Source organism: Mesorhizobium sp. M1A.F.Ca.IN.020.06.1.1, from assembly GCF_004023265.1.
Classification (GTDB): Bacteria; Pseudomonadota; Alphaproteobacteria; order Rhizobiales; family Rhizobiaceae; genus Mesorhizobium.
In genome coordinates this window covers 1-1,137 of record NZ_RZSR01001361.1, presented here as the reverse complement: position 1 = coordinate 1,137, position 1,137 = coordinate 1, and the positions used below count along the sequence as shown (strand labels likewise).

Below are 1,137 nucleotides of genomic sequence, written 5' to 3'. Positions count from 1 at the left end.
CTCTACGGCCTGACCGAGACCTATGGGCCGGCCGTCGTCAACGAATGGCACAATGAGTGGGACGAGCTGGAGAAGGGCCCGAGGACGGCGAAGAAGGCGCGCCAGGGCGTGCGCTACGCCGCGCTGGAAGGGTTGAGCGTGATGAACCCCGAGACAATGATCGAGACGCCGGCCGACGGCCAGACCATCGGCGAGGTCATGTTCCGCGGCAACATCGTCATGAAAGGCTATCTGAAGAACCGCAAGGCCACCGACGAGGCTTTTGCCGGCGGCTGGTTCCACTCCGGCGATCTCGGTGTCATGCACCCGGACGGCTACATCCAGCTCAAGGACCGCTCCAAGGACATCATCATCTCAGGCGGCGAGAACATCTCGTCCATCGAGGTCGAGGACGCGCTCTACAAGCACCCGTCCGTCGCCTCTTGCGGAGTGGTTGCCCGCGCAGACGAGAAATGGGGCGAGGTGCCTGTCGCCTATGTCGAGCTGAAGCCCGGCAAGGTTGCGACCGAGGCCGAGATCATCGAGCATTGCCGTGGGTTGCTCGCCCGCTTCAAGGTCCCGAAGGCGGTGGTGTTCGCCGACATTCCGAAGACGTCTACGGGGAAGATCCAGAAGTTCAGGTTGAGGGAAATGGCGAAGGGGGCGTAGTTCGCTCCCTCCAGCATGGCCTTGATGTCGACAGTTTGCGCCAGCAGCCGCGTCGTCTGTGCGCGTCGCTTCGCTCCTTGCTTCGCCCTAGGATGAAGACGGCATAGGTGTCATTGGCCAACCGCCAACGTCGCTCATTGGCCCCCCGCATCTGTCACCATCTGTCACCATTTTGTACGCGTATATCGATTCCGCGTTGACTCTTCGCTGCTTTCGATTTACGAGTGACGAAAATTGAAATTCGTCACTCGTAAATCGAAAGCACCATGTCAGAAGCCGCCAACATCGTGGCCGACCCCGCCAGACAGGAGAATGTGACGCGCATTCTCGACTGTGCCGAGCGCCTGTTCCGGCATTACGGCTACGGCAAGACCAACGTTGCCGACATTGCACGCGAGCTCGGCATGTCGCCGGCCAACATCTACCGCTTCTTCGCCTCCAAGGTCGAAATCCACCAGGCCGTCTGCGGCCGCATGCTCGGCGCCAGCT

General features: G+C 61.0%; 1 protein-coding gene and 1 pseudogene. Both read left to right on the top strand.

The features are described from left to right. Positions 1 to 648 (top strand): annotated as a pseudogene (locus tag EOA60_RS34010) (AMP-binding protein); the annotation flags it as partial. A 266-nt stretch (positions 649 to 914) separates the two neighbouring features. Next, on the top strand, positions 915 to 1,137 hold a 223-nt coding region (locus EOA60_RS34005; RefSeq protein WP_164899812.1), incomplete at its 3' end, for a helix-turn-helix domain-containing protein.